Source organism: Enterobacter sp. Taxon_8, from assembly GCF_058354585.1.
In genome coordinates this window covers 3,449,314-3,468,271 of the sequence record NZ_CM177989.1, presented here as the reverse complement: position 1 = coordinate 3,468,271, position 18,958 = coordinate 3,449,314, and the positions used below count along the sequence as shown (strand labels likewise).

The following is an 18,958-nucleotide window of genomic DNA, read 5'->3' as shown; positions in this document are numbered from 1 at the left end:
CTCCTGTTTAAGTTAAGACTTGGTTTGTTCTGACTGGCCAGCGGCCGAAGCTTGTTGTTTATCGTCAGATTTCACTTCCTGTGCTTTAACCTGCGCGCCAGGACGAACTTTTTGCAAACCAGTAACAATTACGCGATCGCCATCTTTCAGACCTTCCGTCACCAGCCATTTATCGCCAATCGCCTGGGTGGCGGTGATATTGCGCGTTTCGACTTTGTCATCAGCCCCAACAACCAGCGCGCTCGCATCGCCGCGTGGCGTACGGGTCACACCCTGCTGTGGAACCAGAAGTGCGGTTGGATTTGTTCCTTCCTCCAGACGTGCGCGAACGAACATACCTGGCAGCAGATTTTTGTCAGGGTTCGGGAAAATCGCACGTAAGGTGATGGAACCGGTGGTCTGGTCGACCGTCACATCAGAGAATTCCAGGGTACCTTCCTGCGGGAACTTGATACCGTCGTTGGTAATCAGCTCCACCTTGGCTTTGCCTTTTTCCTGTTTCAGGGTGCCGTTAGCCAGCTCCTGTTTCAGGCGCAGGAAATCGTTGCTGGACTGCGTCACGTCAACGTAGATCGGATCGAGCTGCTGCACGGTCGCCAGCGCAGTGGTCTGACCGTTCTGCACCAGAGCCCCTTCCGTGACGGAAGACTTACCAATACGACCGCTAATCGGGGAGGTCACTTTGGTATAGGCCAGGTTAATGCGCGCGGTTTCGACGGCCGCTTTGGCTGCCACCACGGCTGCGTTAGCCTGCTGTGCATCTGCCAGGGCGGTATCGTAATCCTGTTGGCTGATGTACTTAGTGCCGAGCAGTTTTTGGTAGCGGTTCAACGTCAGCTGAGCAATTTTGGCCGCGGCCTGTGCTTTCGCCAGGTCTCCCTTCGCACTTTCATAAGAAGCCTGATAGGTTGCGGGATCAATCTGATACAGAGACTCACCGGCCTTCACATCACCGCCTTCGGTGAAGTTACGCTTCAGGATAATGCCGCTAACCTGAGGACGCACTTCCGCAATGCGGTAAGCATTTGTACGGCCTGGTAATTCGGTGGTGATTTGTAGAGGTTCAGATTTGAGCGTAACAACGCCTACTTCTGGCGCCTGCTGAGCTCCTTGTTGAGCCGGTTTGTCGTCACATCCTGTTAGCGCTAAGCTGCCTGAGAGCATCAGAACGACCGCCAGAGGCGTTAACCCTCTGTTTTTGTTCATATGTAAACCTCGAGTGTCCGATTTCAAATTGATCAAGGGTCCTGAGTCTAAAACCCATTGCTGCGTTTATATTATCGTCATGCTATGGTACATACATTCACAAATGTATGTAAATCTGACTCCTGTAAATTCACCCACCTATGGCACGAAAAACTAAACAACAAGCGCTGGAAACCCGACAACACATTCTGGATGTGGCAATACGTTTGTTCTCGCAGCAGGGTGTTTCATCCACCTCGCTGGCGCAGATTGCTCAGGCTGCCGGTGTGACGCGAGGAGCGATTTACTGGCATTTTAAAGATAAGTCAGATCTGTTCAGTGAAATCTGGGAGCTTTCAGAGTCCAGCATTAGCGATCTCGAGAGTGAGTATCGGGCAAAATTCCCTGACGATCCACTCTCAGTATTGAGAGAAATATTAGTATATATCCTTGAAGCAACGGTAGTTGAAGAACGTCGCAGATTGATGATGGAGATTATTTTTCATAAATGCGAGTTCGTGGGCGAGATGGCGGTTGTGCAGCAGGCACAGCGCAGCCTAAGCCTGGAGAGCTATGACCGTATTGAACAGAACCTGAACCTGTGTATGCAGGCAAAACTATTACCGGCCAATCTCTTGACCCGACGGGCGGCAATCCTGATGCGCAGCTACATTTCCGGTCTGATGGAAAACTGGCTTTTCGCGCCGCAATCCTTTGACCTTAAAGAGGAAGCCCGCAGCTACGTGGCGATTTTACTGGAAATGCTACAGCTCTGCCCCACGCTGCGCAGCGACGCGCCTTCGCTAACGGCCTGATCCCTTTCCAGGATTTATCTCAGAGGATAACGTTCGCGCTATTCTGCTTTCGGCGAGCGTGATATTCTTCACGCCGGACTATTTTCGGTCATCTTCTGACATCATTCACAACTATGCTGCCCATCAATCGCTCGCAACATCCTGTTTTTGCATTGCTCTTTGCGATGCTGTTTTTCTTCGCCACGGCGCCGCTGACCTGGGCCCGCGCCGATAACAGCAACGATATTCCCTCGCGCGGCGATGTTCAGTCGCAGCTCGACACGCTGAACAAACAAAAAGATCTCTCCCCTCAGGAGAAACTCGTCCAGCAGGATCTGACGGAAACGCTGGAAACGCTGGATAAAATTGAACGCATAAAAGCAGAAACCGTCCAGCTTCGCCAGAAGGTGGCGCAGGCACCTGAAAACATGCGTAAGGCCACCGAAGCGCTGAATGCCCTCAGCGATGTGGATAACGACGACGAGACGCGCAAGACGCTCTCGACGCTCTCCTTACGTCAGCTCGAGTCCCGCGTGGCTCAACTGCTCGACGACCTGCAAACCGCACAGTCGGATCTCGCAACGTATAACAGCCAGCTTGTCTCTCTGCAGACCCAGCCCGAGCGCGTGCAAAACGCGATGTACGCCGCGTCTCAGCAGCTGCAGCAAATCCGCAACCGCCTCAACGGCACGACGGTAGGCGAAGGCACGCTGCGCCCGACGCAGAATACCCTGCTGCTGGTGCAGCAGACGTTGCTCAATGCGCAAATCGAACAGCAGCGTAAAAGCCTGGAAGGGAATACGGTGCTGCAGGACACCCTGCAGAAACAGCGCGATTACGTCACCGCGAATATTAATCGCCTCGAACACCAGCTTCAGCTGCTGCAGGAAGCGGTTAACAGCAAGCGCCTGACGCTAACGGAAAAAACCGCCCAGGAGGCCGTATCGCCTGACGAAACCGCCCGCATTCAGGCGAATCCGCTGGTGAAACAGGAGCTCGAGGCCAACCACCAGCTTAGCCAGCGCCTGATACTGGCAACGGAAAACGGCAACTCGCTGGTTCAGCAAAATATCAAAGTGAAGAACTGGCTGGATCGCGCCCTGCAGGCTGAACGCAACATCAAAGAGCAGATCGCGGTCCTGAAGGGCAGCCTCCTGCTGTCGCGTATTCTCTACCAGCAGCAGCAGACGCTTCCGTCCGCCGACGAGCTGGAGGACATGACCAACCGCATTGCGGATTTACGTCTGGAACAGTTTGACGTCAACCAGCAGCGCGATGCCCTTTTTCAGAGCGATACCTTTGTCGCCAAAATTGAAGAGGGGCATTCCAGCGACGTGAACCCGGAAGTGCACGACGCGCTGCTCCAGGTTGTGGATATGCGTCGCGAACTGCTGGACCAGCTCAACAAACAGCTGGGCAACCAGCTGATGATGGCCATAAACCTGCAGATCAACCAGCAGCAGCTGGTGAGCGTCTCGAAAAGTCTACAGGAAATCCTGACCCAGCAGATTTTCTGGGTGAACAGCAACAAGCCGATGGACTGGGACTGGGTCAAATCCTTCCCTGAGACGCTGAAAACGCAGATCAAGAGCATGAAGATCACCGTAAACTGGGAGAAAGCCTGGCCTGCGGTAATGATTGCTTTCCTGGCCGGTTTACCGCTGCTGCTGATTGCCGGCCTGATCCGCTGGCGTCTGGGCTGGCTGAAAAAATACCAGGCGAAGCTGGCCTCCGAAGTAGGACAGCTGCGCAACGATAGCCAGCTCCATACGCCAAAAGCGATTCTGATCGATCTCATCCGCGCCCTGCCGGTGTGTCTGATTATTCTGGCCGTGGGCCTGATTCTGCTCACCATGCAGCTCAACGTCAGCGATCTGCTGTGGGCGTTCAGTAAAAAACTGGCGCTGTTCTGGCTGGTGTTTGGCGTGTGCTGGAAGGTGCTGGAAAAAGACGGCGTGGCGGTGCGTCATTTCAACATGCCTGCGCAGCTGACCAGCCACTGGCGTCGGCAGATTGTGCGCATCAGCCTCGCGCTTCTGCCGCTGCACTTCTGGTCGGTTGTCTCTGAACTTTCCCCGCTGCATCTGATGGATGATGTGCTGGGCCAGCTGGTGATCCTGCTGAACCTGCTGCTGATTGCGATCCTGATGTGGCCGATGTGCCGTGACAGCTGGCGTGATAAAGAGTCCCACAATATTCGCCTGGTCACCGTGACGGTGCTGGCGATCATTCCGCTGGCGCTGATGGTGCTGACGGCAACGGGTTACTTCTATACCACGCTGCGCCTGTCCGGGCGCTGGATTGAAACGGTCTATCTGGTGATCGTCTGGAACCTGCTTTATCAGACCGTGCTGCGCGGCCTGAGCGTGGCGGCCCGCCGCATTGCCTATCGCCGCGCCATCGCGCGTCGTCAGCATCAGGTGAAAGAGGGGGCGGAAGGCGCGGAGCCACAGGAAGAGCCGACCATCGCGCTGGAGCAGGTTAACCAGCAGACGCTGCGTATTACCATGCTGGTGATGATCGCCCTGTTTGCCGTGATGTTCTGGGCTATCTGGTCCGATCTTATTACCGTTTTCGCCTATCTCGACAGTATTACCCTCTGGCAATACAACGGTACCGAAGCGGGCGCTGCGGTCATGAAAAGCGTGACCATGGGCAGCCTGCTGTTTGCGCTGGTGTCGTCGGTGGTCGCCTGGGCTCTGATCCGCAACCTGCCAGGCCTGCTTGAAGTGCTGCTCCTGTCACGTCTGAATCTCCGCCAGGGGGCGTCCTACGCCATTACCACGATCCTCAACTACGTGATCATTATTGTTGGGGCGATGACGGTCTTTGGCTCGCTTGGCGTCTCGTGGGATAAACTGCAGTGGCTGGCGGCCGCCCTCTCGGTCGGTCTTGGTTTTGGCCTGCAGGAGATCTTCGGTAACTTCGTGTCCGGCCTGATCATTCTGTTTGAACGTCCGGTACGTATCGGCGATACCGTCACCATCGGCACGTTCTCGGGAACGGTCAGCAAGATCCGCATTCGTGCGACCACCATCACCGACTTCGATCGCAAAGAGGTGATCATCCCGAACAAAGCGTTCGTGACCGAGCGTCTGATCAACTGGTCGCTCTCGGATACGGTGACGCGCGTGGTGATCCGCCTGGGCGTGGCCTATGGATCGGATCTGGATAAGGTGAAAGAGGTGCTGCTGAAGGCGGCGTCTGAACATCCGAAAGTGATGCACGATCCGGCTCCGGCGGTCTTCTTCACCACCTTTGGGCCGAGTACGCTGGATCACGAGCTGCGTTTATACGTGCGTGAACTGCGCGACCGCAGCTACACGGTGGATGAGCTTAACCGCTCTATCGATCGGCTGTGCCGTGAAAACGATATTAATATCGCCTTCAACCAGCTTGAGGTTCACCTGCGTAACGAGAAAGGTGATGAGCATACGGAAGTGAAGCGCGACATTAAGGGCGACGACCCGACTCCGGCTTAATCTATTTTCCCTCTCCCACAGGGAGAGGGTTAGGGTGAGGGGGAAGTTTCCCCTCAAAATCCCGCCGTACAATCTCAAGTGCCTTAAGCACCGTCCCGGCGGGGATCTCATGATTCTCCAGCAGCATAATCAAATCGACGGCCAGCTTGACCTCATCGGGTGCATTTTCCAGTGACATGGGTGTGGCTCCTGTTAACGGGTCAAACGTTCAATGACGCGCTCAATTTCATCCAGCGCCTGACGGCAGCGGACGATGCGTCCTTCCAGCGCGCTAATCTCGCGCATCAATAGCTGCTGCTCTTCCAGCGTTTCGCTGTTGTTCAGCCGCGTCTCGCGCTCGCGCTTCATTTCAAACAGCCGGCGCTCAAACTCCTGGTTTTCCAGCCGCTTGCGCTGCCATTTACCGAGCCCCGGCGAGGCGCTGTCCCAGGCGCGCAGCGGCCAGGCGGCGATTTCGCGATGCAGAGCGGTGATCTGCTCTGTGAGATGCTCCGCAAGCCACGCCACCTGTTCCTGCTGTTCACTCTCAACCGCATGGCGAAGCTCGTCGAGGTTGGTCTGCGTTTCTGCCAGATAATCCTGAATGACGGTGCTGCGGGTACGAAAAAGCTTCCGGTCAAAGCGCGGTTTCAGCGTGGCGTGGCCCATCAGCGGTGTAGCCTGCTCCCGCAGAGCAATGAGCTGATTTTGCAGCCTCTCAAGAAGCAGTGCTGTTTTCAAGGCGCTCTCCAGTGGTAAAGTAGCCGTTCAGTTTGATAACGATTCGCATTATGAAGCGTACTATTTTAATCATCATTGGCTGGCTCGCGGTAGTGCTTGGCACGCTGGGCGTGTTTTTACCCTTGCTGCCGACCACGCCGTTTATCCTGCTGGCGGCCTGGTGCTTCGCCCGCTCGTCGCCGCGTTTTCACCACTGGCTGCTCTATCGCTCATGGTTTGGCGGCTATCTGCGGCACTGGCAAAAACACCGGGCCATGCCGCCCGGCGCGAAGCCCCGCGCGATCGTGATGATCCTCATCACCTTCGCTATTTCACTATGGCTGGTGAAAATGATGTGGGTACGTATTCTTCTGCTGGCGATCCTCTCCTGCCTGCTTATCTTCATGTGGCGGATCCCCGTGGTTGATGAAAAGCAACAAAAGCACTGAAGCCTCATCATGGCTGTTGCAATTATCACGCGCAGCCAGTAAATTCGACCGTTTTCGAGCACAGGTGCGCCTGGTCAAAGGTTAAACAATTGTTGCCTTGGCCGACTCGTTGCGCGCTGTGAGTAACACTGTTTCATTTAGGCAAAACCGATGACCGCAACTGCACAGCAGCTTGAATATCTGAAAAACAGCATCAAAAGCATCCAGGACTATCCAAAGCCTGGCATTCTTTTCCGTGATGTCACCAGCTTGCTGGAAGACCCGAAAGCGTACGCGCTCAGCATTGAACTGCTGGTCGAGCGTTATAAAAACGCCGGGATCACCAAAGTAGTAGGTACCGAAGCCCGTGGCTTCCTGTTTGGCGCACCGGTTGCGCTGGCAATGGGCGTGGGTTTTGTGCCGGTGCGTAAGCCGCGCAAGCTGCCGCGTGAAACCATCGCAGAAAGCTACGAGCTGGAGTACGGCACCGATCAGCTGGAGATCCACGTTGATGCGATCAAGCCTGGCGACAAGGTGCTGGTGGTCGACGATCTGCTGGCAACCGGCGGTACCATTGAAGCGACCGTGAAGCTGATCCGTCGTCTGGGTGGGGAAGTGACCGACGCGGCCTTCATCATCAACCTGTTCGATCTCGGCGGTGAACAGCGCCTGGAAAAACAGGGCATCACCAGCTACAGCCTGGTGCCTTTCCCGGGTCATTAATCCCGGTTTTCACAACCTCGCTCAATGGGTGAGGTTGTGATAGCATTCCCCTCCATAAATTCACCTTCCAGCGTTGCAGAGCCTGCCCATGAGTTATCAGGTGTTAGCCCGTAAATGGCGACCACAAACCTTTGCTGACGTTGTCGGTCAGGAACATGTGCTGACGGCCCTGGCGAACGGCTTGTCGCTAGGTCGCATCCATCACGCCTATCTTTTTTCCGGCACCCGCGGCGTCGGTAAGACCTCTATTGCCCGTTTGCTGGCAAAAGGTCTCAACTGCGAAACCGGGATCACCGCCACGCCGTGCGGCGTGTGTGATAACTGCCGCGAGATCGAGCAGGGGCGTTTTGTCGATCTGATCGAGATCGACGCCGCCTCGCGCACCAAAGTGGAAGATACCCGCGATCTGCTCGATAACGTGCAGTACGCCCCGGCGCGCGGCCGCTTCAAGGTCTACCTGATCGATGAAGTGCACATGCTGTCGCGCCACAGCTTTAACGCCCTGCTGAAAACGCTGGAAGAGCCGCCCGCGCACGTGAAGTTCCTGCTGGCGACCACCGATCCGCAAAAGCTGCCTGTCACCATCCTGTCGCGCTGCCTGCAGTTCCACCTGAAGGCGCTGGACGTTGAGCAGATCCGCGCGCAGCTTGAGCACATTCTTGATGAAGAGAAAATTGTCCACGAACCGCGCGCCCTGCAGCTGCTGGCCCGCGCGGCGGACGGCAGCCTGCGTGATGCGCTCAGCCTGACCGACCAGGCGATTGCCAGCGGTGACGGCAAGCTCTCCACCGAGGCGGTCAGCACCATGCTCGGCACGCTGGATGACGATCAGGCGCTGTCGCTTATCGAAGCGATGATCGCCGCCAACGGCGAACGCGTGATGTCGCTGGTGAATGCCGCCGCTGCCCGGGGTATTGAATGGGAAGGACTGCTGGTTGAGATGCTCAGCCTGCTGCACCGCGTGGCGATGCTGCAGCTTTCTCCGTCCGCCATCGGTGCGGATATGGCTACCATTGAACAGCGGATGCGTGAGCTCGCGCGCACCGTGCCGCCTGCCGACGTGCAGCTGTATTACCAGACGCTGCTGATTGGCCGCAAAGAGTTACCGTTCGCGCCGGACCCGAGGATGGGCGTTGAAATGACGCTGCTGCGCGCGCTGGCGTTTCATCCGCGTATGCCATTGCCGGAGCCGGAAGTGCCGCGGCAGTCTTTCGCGCCGGTCGCCCCTACGGCGGTGATGTCGCCGCAGCAGGTCCCACCGCAGACGACACCGCCGCCGCAGCAAAACGTGCCGCTGTCGGATGCCACCAGTTCGGTGCTTGCCGCACGCAGCCAGCTGCAGCGTGCGCAAGGAGTAACCAAACCAAAAAAGAGTGAACCGGCAGCGCCAGGAAGAGCGCGGCCGGTGAACAACGCCGCGCTTGAACGACTGGCCTCGGTAACGGAGCGCGTACAGTCGCGTCCGGCACCGTCCTCGCTCGAGCAGAAAGCCCCGGTGAAAGAAGAGGCTTACCGCTGGAAGGCAACCACCATCACCGAAGCGGTGAAGGAAGAGGTCGCCACGCCGAAAGCGCTGAAAAAGGCGCTGGAGCATGAAAAAACGCCGGAGCTTTCCGCGAAGCTTGCCGAAGAGTCCATCGCGCGCGACGCCTGGGCCGCCGAGGTAAGTAAGCTCCAGCTGCCGAAGCTGGTCGAGCAGGTCGCGCTGAACGCCTGGAAAGAGCAGGACGGCAATCAGGTACGTCTGCACCTGCGTCCAGGCCAACGGCACCTCAATTCCCCTGGCGCGCAAAAGGCGCTGGCCGAGGCGCTCGCCGCATTACAGGGTGCGCCGGTTGAATTGACTATCATTGAAGATGATAATCCGGCAGTGAAAACGCCGCTCGAGTGGCGCCAGGCCATTTATGAAGAGAAGCTCGCGCAGGCGCGCGAGGCGATTATTGCGGATAACAACATTCAGACTCTGCGCCGTTTCTTCGACGCCGATCTGGATGAAGAGAGTATTCGCCCCATTTGATCGTGAGTCTGACTTACGGTTGTAATCCCTTAAATGTGAAAGAAGAGAGAAGCCTATGTTTGGTGGAAAAGGCGGTCTGGGTGGCCTGATGAAGCAGGCTCAGCAGATGCAGGAAAAAATGCAGAAGATGCAGGAAGAGATCGCTCAGCTGGAAGTCACGGGTGAGTCCGGAGCCGGTCTGGTCAAGGTGACCATCAACGGTGCGCACAACTGCCGTCGCGTTGAAATCGACCCGAGCCTGCTCGAAGACGACAAAGAGATGCTGGAAGATCTGGTTGCAGCCGCGTTTAACGATGCAGCTCGCCGTATCGACGAAACCCAGAAAGAGAAAATGGCCTCCGTTTCCAGCGGCATGCAGCTGCCGCCTGGCTTCAAGATGCCATTCTGATGCAAACCAGTCCGCTGCTCACGCAGTTAATGGAAGCACTGCGCTGCCTGCCGGGCGTTGGCCCGAAGTCGGCGCAGCGCATGGCGTTTACGCTATTGCAGCGCGACCGCAGCGGCGGGATGCGCCTGGCGCAGGCTTTAACCCGCGCCATGTCAGAAATTGGTCACTGTGCGGATTGCCGTACCTTTACCGAGCAGGACGTGTGTAACATCTGCACGAACCCGCGTCGTCAGGAAAACGGCCAGATTTGCGTGGTGGAGAGTCCGGCGGACATCTACGCCATCGAACAAACCGGGCAGTTTTCCGGGCGCTATTTCGTGCTGATGGGGCATCTCTCCCCGCTGGACGGTATTGGCCCGGACGATATCGGTCTTGACCGCCTTGAACAGCGTCTTGAGTCCGAAACGATCAAAGAGGTGATCCTCGCCACTAACCCCACGGTGGAAGGGGAGGCAACCGCCAACTACATCGCCGAGCTGTGCTCGCAGTATGGCGTTGACGCCAGCCGCATCGCCCACGGCGTGCCGGTCGGCGGCGAGCTGGAGATGGTGGACGGCACCACGCTGTCACACTCCCTGGCCGGACGTCACAAGATTATTTTCTGACCAAACGGAGGCTGCGCGCGCGGCCTCCGCTTGAAAATTTCCCCCCGTATCCCCATCTCTCACTCAACGTTTTAAAACCCCATTAAATGGCATTGTTGAGGTCGACATAGATGAAAGGACAAGAAACCCGTGGTTTCCAGTCAGAAGTAAAACAGCTTCTGCATCTGATGATCCATTCCCTGTATTCCAACAAAGAAATTTTCCTGCGTGAGCTGATTTCCAACGCCTCGGATGCGGCGGACAAGCTGCGCTTCCGCGCGCTGTCTAACCCGGATCTGTACGAAGGCGACGGCGAGCTGCGCGTGCGCGTCTCGTTCAATAAAGAGAACCGCACCCTGACCATCGCCGATAACGGCATCGGGATGAACCGCGACGAGGTGATCGACCACCTCGGGACCATCGCGAAATCCGGCACTAAGGCGTTCCTGGAGTCCATGGGCTCAGACCAGGCGAAAGATAGCCAGCTGATCGGCCAGTTCGGCGTCGGTTTCTACTCGGCGTTCATCGTGGCGGATAAAGTCACCGTGCGCACCCGCGCGGCGGGCGACAGCGCTGAAAACGGCGTGCTGTGGGAATCCAAAGGGGAAGGCGAATACACCGTTGATGACATCACTAAAGCGGACCGCGGTACCGAAATCACCCTGCACCTGCGTGAAGGGGAAGATGATTTCCTGAACGACTGGCGCGTGCGCTCCATCATCAGCAAATATTCCGACCATATCGCCCTGCCGGTTGAGATTGAAAAACAGGAAGAGAAAGACGGTGAAACCATCGTTTCCTGGGAGAAAATCAATAAGGCGCAGGCGCTGTGGACGCGCAACAAGGCTGAAATTAAGGACGACGAGTACAACGAATTCTACAAGCACATCGCCCACGATTTTACCGACCCACTGACCTGGAGCCACAACCGTGTGGAAGGCAAGCAGGAGTACACCAGCCTGCTGTACATCCCGGCACAAGCGCCGTGGGACATGTGGAACCGCGATCACAAGCACGGCCTGAAGCTGTACGTGCAGCGCGTCTTCATCATGGACGATGCCGAGCAGTTCATGCCGAACTACCTGCGCTTCGTGCGTGGTCTGATAGATTCCAACGACCTGCCGCTGAACGTCTCCCGTGAAATTCTGCAGGACAGCGCCGTCACCCGTAATCTGCGCAACGCCCTGACCAAACGTGCGCTGCAGATGCTGGAAAAACTGGCGAAAGACGATGCGGAAAAATATCAGACCTTCTGGAAACAGTTCGGTCTGGTGCTGAAAGAAGGCCCGGCTGAAGACATGGCGAACGTTGAAACCATCGCCAAACTGCTGCGCTTCGCCTCTACGCACACCGACTCCTCCGCCCAGACCGTGTCGCTGGAAGAGTACGTCTCCCGCATGAAAGAAGGGCAGGAGAAGATCTACTACATCACCGCCGACAGCTACGCCGCGGCGAAGAGCAGCCCGCACCTGGAGCTGCTGCGTAAGAAAGGCATCGAAGTGCTGCTGCTTTCTGACCGCATCGACGAGTGGATGATGAACTACCTGACCGAGTTCGACGGTAAGGCGTTCCAGTCCGTTGCCAAAGCCGACGAGTCTATCGACAAGCTGGCGGATGAAGTTGACGAAAGCGCGAAAGAAGCCGAGAAGGCGCTGGAGCCGTTCATTGATCGCGTGAAAACCCTGCTGGGCGAGCGCGTGAAAGAGGTACGTTTCACCCACCGTCTGACCGACACCCCGGCCATCGTCACGACCGATGCCGACGAAATGAGCACCCAGATGGCGAAGCTGTTCGCGGCAGCGGGCCAGGCGGTACCGGAAGTGAAATATATCTTTGAGCTTAATCCGGATCATCCGCTGGTGAAACGCGCGGCGGATACCCAGGACGACGCCCGCTTTGCCGAGTGGGTTGAACTCCTGCTGGATCAGTCCCTGCTGGCCGAACGCGGCACGCTGGAAGATCCTAACCTGTTCATTAAACGTGTGAATGCGCTGCTGCTGGCGTAACTGACCACGCCTCCCCTGGTCTTCTCCCTCTCCCTGTGGGAGTGGGCCGGGGTGAGGGCACCAGACCGCACTATCCCAAATTATCTCCCCCCATTAACCGTTTCAGCCTTCCTGCCTTCCTTGAGCGATGCCCGTTCTGGTGGTATTGTTTAGCGCTTTTGAAAAATTGAAACGACTTTTGAGGGGATTTTCGCAATGCGTATTATTCTGCTTGGCGCTCCGGGCGCGGGTAAAGGAACTCAGGCTCAGTTCATCATGGAGAAATACGGTATTCCGCAAATCTCCACCGGTGATATGCTGCGCGCCGCTGTTAAATCTGGCTCCGAGCTGGGTAAACAGGCGAAAGACATCATGGACGCAGGCAAGCTGGTGACCGACGAGCTGGTGATTGCTCTGGTTAAAGAGCGCATTGCTCAGGAAGACTGCCGTAACGGCTTCCTGCTGGACGGCTTCCCACGCACCATTCCTCAGGCTGACGCCATGAAAGAAGCGGGCATCAACGTGGACTACGTTCTGGAGTTCGACGTACCGGACGAGCTGATCGTTGACCGTATCGTTGGCCGTCGCGTACACGCTGCTTCTGGCCGCGTTTACCACATCAAATTCAACCCGCCTAAGGTTGAAGGCAAAGACGACGTGACTGGCGAAGAGCTGACCACCCGTAAAGACGATCAGGAAGAGACCGTGCGTAAACGCCTGGTGGAATACCATCAGATGACCGCGCCGCTGATCGGCTACTACACCAAAGAAGCGCAGGCGGGTAACACCAAATACGCCAAAGTTGACGGCACCAAAGCCGTGGCTGACGTACGTGCAGAGCTGGAAAAAATCCTCGGCTAATCGCGCGCCTCTCACCCGGTCTCCCGGGTGAGAAATATTCTCATCTTACCTATTACAGCAATGGGTTTCGTTTAAACGCATTTCCGCTACAATTGACAACCTATCAAATGGTTAAGAGGCGTGAATGAGTCAGGCGAAAACCGGCATCCTGCTTGCCAATCTGGGCACTCCAGAAGCACCTACATCAGACGCGGTAAAACGCTACCTGCGACAATTTTTAAGCGACACGCGCGTCGTGGATTTCCCCAGACTGCTGTGGTGGCCGCTGCTGCGTGGCGTCATTCTGCCGATTCGTTCTCCGCGCGTCGCCAAACTTTATCAGTCCGTCTGGATGGAAGAGGGCTCGCCTCTGATGGTCTACAGCCGTCGCCAGGAAAAAGCGCTGGCCGCCCGCCTGCCGGATATGCCCGTCGCGCTTGGCATGAGCTACGGAAAACCGTCCCTCGAAAGCGCGGTGGAATCACTGCTGGCGCAGGGCGTGGACCATATCGTCGTGCTGGCGCTCTACCCGCAGTACTCCTGCTCGACGGTGGCCGCCGTCTGGGACGAGCTGGCCCGCATTCTGGCGACCCGCCGCCGCATTCCGGGCGTGACCTTTATTCGCGACTACGCGGATAACGATCTCTACATCAAGGCGCTTGCCAACAGCGCGCGCGCGTCGTTTGAAAAGCACGGCGAGCCTGATCTGCTGCTGCTCTCCTATCACGGGATCCCGCAGCGCTTCGCCAATGAAGGGGATGATTACCCGCAGCGCTGCCGCGATACCACGCGCGAACTGGTCTCCGCCCTTGGCCTGCCGCCTGAGAAGGTGATGATGACCTTTCAGTCGCGCTTCGGCCGCGAGCCGTGGCTGACGCCGTACACCGATGAAACCCTCAAAATGCTGGGTGAGAAAGGCGTGAAGCACATCCAGGTAATGTCGCCGGGCTTCTCGGCTGACTGTCTGGAAACGCTGGAGGAGATCGCGGTGCAAAACCGGGAATTTTTCCTGGAGGCTGGTGGCGAAAAGTACGAGTACATTCCGGCGCTTAACGACTCGCCTGAGCATATCGACATGATGGTCTCGCTGGTAACGAACGGTCGCTAATCGCACTTCGGGCCGGGTTTGTGCTACCATTCCCGGCCCATATTCTTCGTACAGTTCAGACCATGAAATTTCCCGGTAAACGCAAATCCAAACACTACTTCCCCGTCGATGCCCGCGATCCGCTCCTGCAGCAAATCCAGCCAGAAAATGAAACCAGCGCGGCCTGGGTCGTCGGTATCGACCAGACGCTGGTGGACATTGAAGCGAAAGTGGATGATGCGTTTGTCGCCCGTTATGGTCTGAGTGCCGGCCACTCGCTGGTCATTGAAGACGACGTTGCCGAAGCCTTGTATCAGGAGCTGGTGCGCGAAAACCTGATTACCCACCAGTTCGCCGGCGGTACCATCGGCAATACCATGCACAACTACTCCGTGCTGGCAGACGACCGTTCGGTGCTGCTCGGCGTGATGTGCAGCAACATTGAAATCGGCGGCTATGCCTACCGCTATCTCTGCAACACCTCCAGCCGCACCGATTTGAACTACCTGCAGGGCGTCGACGGCCCGATTGGCCGCTGCTTTACCCTGATCGGTGAATCCGGCGAGCGCACCTTTGCCATCAGCCCGGGTCATATGAACAAGCTGCGCGCCGAGAGTATTCCGGAAGAGGTGATTGCGGGTGCCTCGGCGCTGGTGCTGACTTCCTATCTGGTGCGCTGTAAGCCGGGCGAGCCGATGCCGGAAGCGACCATGAAGGCGATTGAGTACGCGAAGAAGTACGACGTGCCGGTCGTTCTGACGCTGGGTACTAAATTCGTTATCGCCGATAATCCTGAATGGTGGCAGGCGTTCCTGAAAGAGCACGTCTCGATTCTGGCGATGAACGAAGAAGAGGCCGAAGCGCTGACCGGCGAAAGCGATCCGCTGCTGGCGTCTGACAAAGCGCTGGACTGGGTGGATCTGGTGCTCTGCACCGCGGGCCCGGTTGGGCTGTATATGGCAGGCTTCACGGAAGAAGAGAGCAAACGCAAAACCCAGCACCCGCTGCTGCCCGGCGCGATTGCCGAGTTTAACCAGTACGAGTTCAGCCGCGGCATGCGTTATAAAGATTGCATTAACCCGCTGCGCATCTACTCGCACATCGCCCCTTACATGGGCGGACCGGAGAAGATCATGAACACCAACGGTGCGGGCGACGGTGCGCTGGCCGCGCTGCTGCACGACATTACCGCCAATGCCTACCACAAAACCAACGTGCCGAATTCCAGCAAGCATAAGTTCAGCTGGCTGACCTATTCGTCGCTGGCGCAGGTATGCAAGTACGCCAACCGCGTAAGCTATCAGGTGCTGAACCAGCACTCACCGCGCTTAACGCGCGGTCTGCCGGAACGGGAAGACAGCCTCGAAGAGGCGTATTGGGACAGGTAAAATCAAAACGGCAACCCAGGTTGCCGTTTTTAGTGTTTATTCCCTCTCCCTGTGGGAGAGGGCAAGGGTGAGGGGACCAGACCGCACCAAACTTACCCCGTAACCGCCTCTTCAACCGGCGGTTTCTCCAGCAGCGTTAGCATGGTGTTGGCAATCTCGCGCTCGCCCATCACCACTTTATCTGCACCGCGCTCGGTAATGTACTCCACCTCGTCGTCATAGTGCGCCCGGGCGATAATCTCAATCGTTGGGCACTTCGCGCGCGCGGAGGCCACAATCTCACCCGCTTCATAGCCGTTGGGTATGGTCAGCAGCAGCCAGCGGGCGCAGTCCAGATGCGCCAGATTCATGATCTCTTCGTTCGCCGCGTTGCCCAGCACCGCGCGAATACCGCGCTCGCGCAGCTCGTCGACGCGGGTGCGTGAGGTTTCAATCACCACCAGCGGAATGCCCTGCGCCATCAGCTTCTCGCCGAGCAGGCTGCCCACGCGGCCAAAGCCGACCAGCAGGGCATGATTGCAAATATCAACCGGGATCTGCTTCTCTTCTTCAATGGCTTCTTCAAGCGTCTGCTCTTCCAGCGTTTCGGTTTTATCGAGGTATTTTTCCAGCAGGGCAAACAGCACCGGGTTCAGCATAATCGACAGGATCGCCCCCGCCAGCACCAGGTTTTGTCCCGCCTGCGGCAGCAGGTTCAGGGCCATGCCCAGACCGGCCAGAATAAAGGCGAATTCACCGATCTGCGCCAGGCTGGCGGCAATGGTCAGCGCCGTGCGCGGGGAGTGGCCAAACATCCGCACCAGGAAGAAGGCGGCAAGCGACTTACCAAAAATAATGATCGCCAGCGTGCCCAGCACGGCCAGCGGCTGCTGGATCAGCACCAGCGGATCGAACAGCATCCCGACGGAGACGAAGAACAGCACGGCAAACGCATCGCGCAGCGGCAGCGTGTCGTGCGCCGCACGGTGGCTCAGCTCTGACTCGTTTAACACCATCCCGGCGAAGAACGCACCCAGGGCAAAGGAGACATCAAACAGCTCAACGGCACCAAAGGCGATACCCAGCGCCAGCGCCAGCACGGAGAGGGTGAACAGCTCGCGGGAGCCGGTCGCCGCGCTGCGGGACATGATCCACGGTACCAGACGGCGGCCCACCAGCATCATGATGGCAATAAACGCCACCACTTTACCGATGGTGATGCTCATATCCAGCGCCAGCGAGGCGAAGCCGACGTTGTCTTTTTCCATCATCCCGGCGACGGCGGGCAGCAGCACCAGCGTCAGGACCATAACCAGATCTTCAACAATCAGCCAGCCAATCGCGATCTGCCCGCGCTGGCTGTCAATCAGCTGTCTCTCCTCAAGCGCGCGCAGCAGCACCACGGTACTGGCGGTTGAGAGACACAGCCCAAATACGATACCGGTCATTAACGACCAGCCCAGCACGGCCGAAAGCGCCATCCCAAGCAGCGTCGCCACCCCTATCTGGGCGATCGCTCCCGGTATGGCAATCGACTTTACCGCCATCAAATCCTTCAGGGAAAAATGCAGACCGACGCCAAACATCAGCAGAATCACGCCCAATTCCGCCAGCTCAGGGGCCAGTTTGGTATCCGCAACAAAACCTGGGGTAAACGGTCCCGCCAGCACACCTGCCAGCAGATAACCGACAAGAGGAGAAATACGCAGTTTATTGGCAATCATGCCGAGGATAAAAGCGAGCACAAGTCCACCAACAATGGTGGTGATAAGCGGTGTGGCGTGGTGCATTCCGTCTCCTTTCGTTGTGGGTGTTCCTTTTTGGTGAAAAACCAAAAAACCGAGTAATAGTTTATGACAATTTTTACCCTTATGTTTATGAATAATTGTTGAAGTTTGAATAAAACAGCAATATGCACGTAAAAAAGCGCATTTTGATAAATTCAGCGAGTGGAGAAAGAAGAAACCCTTATGGCATCAGGGTGTCAGGCAGCCAAAGTCAAACTTTGGCTGCCCGTAATTTACGCTTTGTGGCGGTTATCAGGCAGGAATATGGTCAACATCCCAAGAAGTGGCAGGAAAGCGCAGATTTTATAAACCAGGAAGATGCTGGTGTGATCCGCAATCATCCCTAAAACCGCTGCCCCAAGCCCCCCCATGCCGAAAGCGAAACCGAAAAACAGTCCGGAAACCATACCGATACGTCCGGGCAGCAGCTCCTGGGCATAGACCAGAATGGCGGAAAACGCGGAGGCGAGGATAAAACCAATAATCACGGTTAAAATGCCCGTCCATTCAAGACTGGCGTACGGCAAAATGAGGGTAAAGGGCGCCACGCCGAGGATAGAGCCCCAAATGACATATTTCCGCCCGATCTTATCACCCACGGGCCCGCCAATGACCGTACCGGCCGCAACGGCAAACAGGAAGGCAAAGAGGTGGATCTGCGCGTTTTGTACCGATAATCCGAATTTTTGCATCAGATAAAAGGTGTAATAGCTGCTGATGCTCGCCATATAGAAGTATTTCGAGAAAATCAGCACCAGCAGGACGGAAACCGCCAGGATAACCTTATTGCGCGGCAGGGGATTGATAACCTTCGCTTTAGGTTTTCCTTTATTCACGCGATGCTGAGCGGCATACCAGCGGCTAATCTGTGCCAGCACGATAATCGCCAGCAGCGCGGCCAGCACAAACCACGCCACGTTGCCTTTACCGTACGGGGCAATAATCACCGCGGCCAGCAGCGGGCCGAGAGAGCTACCAAAATTACCGCCCACCTGGAAAAGTGACTGCGCCAGGCCATGACGACCGCCGGACGCCATGCGCGCCACGCGGGAAGACTCCGGATGGAACACGGACGAGCCGGTGCCTACCAGCGCGGCGGCAATCAGCACGGCTTCAAAACTCCCGGCCATGGCCAGCAGCACCAGCCCGCTTAAGGTAAAGCACATGCCAACCGGCAGCGACCACGGCATCGGGTATTTATCCGTCCAGTAGCCCACCACCGGCTGCAGCAGCGAGGAAGCCAGCTGGAAGGTCAGGGTGATCATCCCGATCTGCACGAAGGTTAACGAAAATTCGGACTGCAGCAGCGGGTAAATTGCCAGAATCAACGACTGGATCATATCGTTGAGCAGGTGCGAGAGACTGATTGCGCCTAAGACTTTAAAGGAGGTGCGCGACGCCGGTGCGCCCGAAACGGGCTGGGTTGATTCACTGATTGCCATAGAGAGAAGTACCACGTCTTTAGTTATTAGAGATGCAGGGTGTAATTATTATCCGACTAACATACCCGCCCGGGACATTTGAAGAAAGTCGCAATTCTGAAAACTTATTTGTCTATTCTTATTAGTCACTGTAATTTCTGCCTTTGTCTA

The 18,958-nt window shown here is 56.8% G+C and carries 16 protein-coding genes and 1 other annotated feature; of the genes, 11 read left to right on the top strand and 5 right to left on the bottom strand.

The window, feature by feature from the left end; all coding sequences use genetic code 11:
• Positions 1-12: 12 nt before the first annotated feature.
• Positions 13-1,206, bottom strand: coding sequence for a multidrug efflux RND transporter periplasmic adaptor subunit AcrA (gene acrA, locus AC4IBF_RS16540; RefSeq protein ID WP_491462969.1), 1,194 nt, complete (start codon positions 1,204-1,206; stop codon positions 13-15).
• Positions 1,207-1,346: 140 nt separating this feature from the next.
• On the opposite strand from acrA, the gene acrR reads away from it, so the two are divergent.
• Positions 1,347-2,000 (top strand): multidrug efflux transporter transcriptional repressor AcrR, encoded by a 654-nt coding sequence (gene acrR, locus AC4IBF_RS16535; protein ID WP_023310602.1) that lies wholly within the window; start codon positions 1,347-1,349, stop codon positions 1,998-2,000.
• 113 nt (positions 2,001-2,113) lie between these two features.
• Complete coding sequence (gene mscK, locus AC4IBF_RS16530) at positions 2,114-5,461, top strand: mechanosensitive channel MscK (RefSeq protein WP_136195273.1); 3,348 nt, start codon at positions 2,114-2,116, stop codon at positions 5,459-5,461.
• Between the two features lies 1 nt (position 5,462).
• Here mscK and rsmS read toward each other — a convergent pair whose 3' ends face one another.
• The gene (gene rsmS / locus AC4IBF_RS16525; RefSeq protein WP_032644839.1) at positions 5,463-5,639 is read right to left on the bottom strand and encodes a pleiotropic regulatory protein RsmS; all 177 of its coding nucleotides are present in this window, start codon (positions 5,637-5,639) and stop codon (positions 5,463-5,465) included.
• A 14-nt stretch (positions 5,640-5,653) separates the two neighbouring features.
• The gene (priC, locus tag AC4IBF_RS16520) at positions 5,654-6,181 is read right to left on the bottom strand and encodes a primosomal replication protein N'' (RefSeq protein WP_288462968.1); all 528 of its coding nucleotides are present in this window, start codon (positions 6,179-6,181) and stop codon (positions 5,654-5,656) included.
• 50 nt (positions 6,182-6,231) lie between these two features.
• Between priC and AC4IBF_RS16515 the strand changes: the two genes are divergently transcribed.
• From AC4IBF_RS16515 to AC4IBF_RS16475, 9 genes are all read left to right on the top strand, one after another.
• Positions 6,232-6,609, top strand: a complete 378-nt coding sequence (locus AC4IBF_RS16515) for a DUF454 family protein (protein WP_023310606.1) — start codon at positions 6,232-6,234, stop codon at positions 6,607-6,609.
• 150 nt (positions 6,610-6,759) lie between these two features.
• Positions 6,760-7,311: an adenine phosphoribosyltransferase gene (gene apt, locus AC4IBF_RS16510; RefSeq protein WP_000127359.1), complete on the top strand. Its 552-nt coding sequence runs from the start codon at positions 6,760-6,762 to the stop codon at positions 7,309-7,311.
• A gap of 88 nt (positions 7,312-7,399) precedes the next feature.
• Positions 7,400-9,328, top strand: coding sequence for a DNA polymerase III subunit gamma/tau (dnaX, locus tag AC4IBF_RS16505; RefSeq protein ID WP_127729810.1), 1,929 nt, complete (start codon positions 7,400-7,402; stop codon positions 9,326-9,328).
• Positions 8,658-8,722, top strand: a sequence feature (DnaX frameshifting element). It overlaps the preceding gene by 65 nt.
• Before the next feature lie 55 nt (positions 9,329-9,383).
• On the top strand, positions 9,384-9,716 hold the full coding sequence (locus tag AC4IBF_RS16500) for a YbaB/EbfC family nucleoid-associated protein (RefSeq protein ID WP_003858972.1): 333 nt from the start codon (positions 9,384-9,386) through the stop codon (positions 9,714-9,716).
• Positions 9,716-10,321: a recombination mediator RecR gene (recR, locus tag AC4IBF_RS16495; protein ID WP_008499298.1), complete on the top strand. Its 606-nt coding sequence runs from the start codon at positions 9,716-9,718 to the stop codon at positions 10,319-10,321. Before AC4IBF_RS16500 ends, recR begins: the two co-directional genes overlap by 1 nt.
• A gap of 110 nt (positions 10,322-10,431) precedes the next feature.
• Positions 10,432-12,306 carry a molecular chaperone HtpG gene (gene htpG / locus AC4IBF_RS16490; protein ID WP_133293904.1) on the top strand — a complete coding sequence of 625 codons (1,875 nt, stop codon included), beginning with the start codon at positions 10,432-10,434 and terminating at the stop codon, positions 12,304-12,306.
• Positions 12,307-12,501: 195 nt separating this feature from the next.
• Entirely contained in the window at positions 12,502-13,146 is a 645-nt protein-coding gene (gene adk / locus AC4IBF_RS16485; protein WP_006809841.1) for an adenylate kinase, read from the top strand.
• Between the two features lie 124 nt (positions 13,147-13,270).
• Complete coding sequence (gene hemH, locus AC4IBF_RS16480; RefSeq protein WP_136195276.1) at positions 13,271-14,233, top strand: ferrochelatase; 963 nt, start codon at positions 13,271-13,273, stop codon at positions 14,231-14,233.
• Between the two features lie 62 nt (positions 14,234-14,295).
• Complete coding sequence (locus AC4IBF_RS16475) at positions 14,296-15,600, top strand: inosine/guanosine kinase (protein ID WP_045909745.1); 1,305 nt, start codon at positions 14,296-14,298, stop codon at positions 15,598-15,600.
• 92 nt (positions 15,601-15,692) lie between these two features.
• Here AC4IBF_RS16475 and ybaL read toward each other — a convergent pair whose 3' ends face one another.
• Both ybaL and AC4IBF_RS16465 read right to left on the bottom strand, forming a co-directional pair.
• Positions 15,693-17,369 (bottom strand): YbaL family putative K(+) efflux transporter, encoded by a 1,677-nt coding sequence (gene ybaL, locus AC4IBF_RS16470; protein WP_045909744.1) that lies wholly within the window; start codon positions 17,367-17,369, stop codon positions 15,693-15,695.
• A gap of 230 nt (positions 17,370-17,599) precedes the next feature.
• Positions 17,600-18,808 (bottom strand): MFS transporter, encoded by a 1,209-nt coding sequence (locus tag AC4IBF_RS16465; protein ID WP_491462968.1) that lies wholly within the window; start codon positions 18,806-18,808, stop codon positions 17,600-17,602.
• Between the last annotated feature and the right edge of the window lie 150 nt (positions 18,809-18,958).

Excerpts from the sequence above, each read along its gene's own strand:
- ybaL (WP_045909744.1), bottom strand. The coding sequence starts at position 17,369 with ATGCACCACGCCACACCGCTTATCACCACCATTGTTGGTGGACTTGTG.
- acrR (WP_023310602.1), top strand. The coding sequence starts at position 1,347 with ATGGCACGAAAAACTAAACAACAAGCGCTGGAAACCCGACAACACATT.
- hemH (WP_136195276.1), top strand. The coding sequence starts at position 13,271 with ATGAGTCAGGCGAAAACCGGCATCCTGCTTGCCAATCTGGGCACTCCA.
- AC4IBF_RS16475 (WP_045909745.1), top strand. The coding sequence starts at position 14,296 with ATGAAATTTCCCGGTAAACGCAAATCCAAACACTACTTCCCCGTCGAT.
- AC4IBF_RS16500 (WP_003858972.1), top strand. The coding sequence starts at position 9,384 with ATGTTTGGTGGAAAAGGCGGTCTGGGTGGCCTGATGAAGCAGGCTCAG.
- apt (WP_000127359.1), top strand. The coding sequence starts at position 6,760 with ATGACCGCAACTGCACAGCAGCTTGAATATCTGAAAAACAGCATCAAA.
- recR (WP_008499298.1), top strand. The coding sequence starts at position 9,716 with ATGCAAACCAGTCCGCTGCTCACGCAGTTAATGGAAGCACTGCGCTGC.
- acrA (WP_491462969.1), bottom strand. The coding sequence starts at position 1,206 with ATGAACAAAAACAGAGGGTTAACGCCTCTGGCGGTCGTTCTGATGCTC.
- AC4IBF_RS16515 (WP_023310606.1), top strand. The coding sequence starts at position 6,232 with ATGAAGCGTACTATTTTAATCATCATTGGCTGGCTCGCGGTAGTGCTT.
- mscK (WP_136195273.1), top strand. The coding sequence starts at position 2,114 with ATGCTGCCCATCAATCGCTCGCAACATCCTGTTTTTGCATTGCTCTTT.
- AC4IBF_RS16465 (WP_491462968.1), bottom strand. The coding sequence starts at position 18,808 with ATGGCAATCAGTGAATCAACCCAGCCCGTTTCGGGCGCACCGGCGTCG.
- adk (WP_006809841.1), top strand. The coding sequence starts at position 12,502 with ATGCGTATTATTCTGCTTGGCGCTCCGGGCGCGGGTAAAGGAACTCAG.
- rsmS (WP_032644839.1), bottom strand. The coding sequence starts at position 5,639 with ATGTCACTGGAAAATGCACCCGATGAGGTCAAGCTGGCCGTCGATTTG.
- htpG (WP_133293904.1), top strand. The coding sequence starts at position 10,432 with ATGAAAGGACAAGAAACCCGTGGTTTCCAGTCAGAAGTAAAACAGCTT.
- dnaX (WP_127729810.1), top strand. The coding sequence starts at position 7,400 with ATGAGTTATCAGGTGTTAGCCCGTAAATGGCGACCACAAACCTTTGCT.